Here is a 1965-nt window from a genome sequence, read left to right as displayed (position 1 = left end):
GCTCGGTGGTGAAGCCGCGCACCTCGATCCCGTCCGGGGCCGGGAGGTCCGGCAGCGGCGCGAGCAGGTCCCGCGTCATGCCGTGGAACCAGCGGGCGGCGGTGTAGCCCTGCGCCGCGTACAGCTCGGACGCCGGGGCGTTCCGCGCCAGGCTGGAGCTGTAGAGCGTCAGCGGCCTCTCCGGGTAGCGCTCCAGGTGCAGCGGCAGCGCCGCCTCCTCGGCCCAGGCCAGCAGCGCCGCCCCGACGCCGCGCCCGCGGTACGCCGGGTGGACGCCGCCCAGGTAGTACATCTCGTGCACCGGGTCGGCCTCGGTGCGCGACTTCAGATAGCCGTAACCGATCATCGTCGGGCCGTCGTAGAACGCGACCGAGCCCCGGGCGAAGTCGCAGTACGGGTCGGCGAGGTACTCCCGGAGGTCGTCCACGCCGTGGTGCTCGTCCTCCCGGTCCTCGGCCTCGACGGCGGCCAGCAGCTCCAGCCAGGCGTCGAACTGTTCGGCCCCGATCGGCCGCCGGTCGAAAGGTACGTCAGTGCCCATACCGCGGGATTCTGGCCGCCCCGCCCGGCGCGTGGCAAAGGAATTACCGGCCGGGCCGCGGCCTCACCGGGCCGCCGGGCCGTCGCCGTTCGCTGCCGCCGCGCCGGGGCGGGCGGCCAGCTCGTACAGCGCGTCCGTGGTCTCCGGGTGCTGGATCTCGTCGAGGAGGTGGTCCTGCTCCGGGTTGCCCGAGTAGCGGATCGTGGCGACCTGCTCGCTGGCGGCGTCCGCCGCGTCCCTGGGCTGCAGTGCGTTCACCACGGCCTCCTTCCGGTGGCGTCCGGGGTGCCCACGCCACCAGTCTAGGGGCGCACCGCCGCCCGGCGGCGGACCGGCGCGGCGGTGCCGTGGCGGCCCACGGCGGTCCACGGCGGCCCGTGGCCGTGCTGTCGGAAGGGTGTGCGAGAGTCTGCGCATGCTCGAGATCGTGGTGAAGACGGAGAACGGGGAACGGCACGTCAGGGTGCCCGCCGAGGAACTGGCCGGACTGGTCCGGCGGATCGGCGCCGAGGGCGACCGGTACCTGGTGGTGCAGCGGATACCCGACCTGCCCGACGTGTACACCCAGGTCTGGCACAAGACCGGTGGCGACTACCAGCTGGAGCACCGCGACGGCGGCTCGGACCGCCACTTCCAGGCGATGGTCGACGGCCCCGAGGCCGTCATCGCCGCGATGACCGGCTGGGCCCGGCAGGAGTCCGGCTGGGACACCGGCCCGGCGTGGACACTGCTGGACATGGGCCCCGACCCCGAGGTGCCGCCGCTCGACCTCGACGAGGAGGAGCGCGAGGAGCTGGAGTCCTGCGTCCGTGCCGAACTGCTCCGCGGCTACACCACCCGGGCGCGGCTGGCCGAGACCGCCGAGTACCACCTGGTCAGCGGGGACCGCCGGCCCGTCTCCCGCGCGCAGGCGCAGGCGCTGGCCGACCGGATGTGGCGGGAGCGGGTCGCCGAGCAGACCGCCTGGCAGGGCGAGACCCAGCCCGAGCAGCTCACCCGGGCCTTCGCCGCGCTGGAGGAGGCCGGCATCACCGCCCGCGAGGACTTCACCTGCTGCCGCAGCTGCGGCCAGGCCGAGATCGGCGCCGAGGGCGGCCCCGACGCCCGGGGCTTCGTCTACTTCCACACGCAGTGCACCGATTCCGCGGCCGCCGGGCACGGCCTGATGCTGCTCTACGGCGGCTTCGACGGCTCGACCGGGACGACCGCGGCGATCGGCCACGAGGTGGTGGCCGCCCTGGAGGCCGTCGGGCTGCCCGCCCAGTGGGACGGCGACCCCGACCGCGCGATCTCCGTCACCCCGCTCGACTGGCGCCGCCGCCTGGTCGGGTAGGACAGGCCTTCAAGGTGCGGGGGATCACCACAGGGGCGCGTGGGGGCACCTCCCGGCCGAAGGCTGGGGGAGAACTGCGCAGTCCGGGGGT

General features: G+C 74.6%; 3 protein-coding genes. 1 reads left to right on the top strand and 2 read right to left on the bottom strand.

Annotation, left to right across the window (positions count from 1 at the left end; genetic code table 11):
- Positions 1 to 541 (bottom strand): GNAT family N-acetyltransferase (locus tag ABZ641_RS35210; RefSeq protein WP_359988467.1); only part of this gene is annotated, 541 nt, incomplete at its 3' end.
- 63 nt (positions 542 to 604) lie between these two features.
- On the bottom strand, positions 605 to 799 hold the full coding sequence (locus ABZ641_RS35205; RefSeq protein WP_344624054.1) for a hypothetical protein: 195 nt from the start codon (positions 797 to 799) through the stop codon (positions 605 to 607).
- A 157-nt stretch (positions 800 to 956) separates the two neighbouring features.
- Here ABZ641_RS35205 and ABZ641_RS35200 point away from each other — a divergent pair, with 157 nt between their 5' ends.
- Entirely contained in the window at positions 957 to 1874 is a 918-nt protein-coding gene (locus ABZ641_RS35200) for a hypothetical protein (protein ID WP_359988465.1), read from the top strand.
- The last annotated feature ends 91 nt before the right edge of the window (positions 1875 to 1965 follow it).

This window comes from Kitasatospora sp. NPDC007106, from assembly GCF_040634455.1.
GTDB lineage: Bacteria > Actinomycetota > Actinomycetes > Streptomycetales > Streptomycetaceae > Kitasatospora > Kitasatospora arboriphila.
Note: the sequence above shows the minus strand (reverse complement) of the source record. Positions and strands in the feature narration are given on the sequence as shown.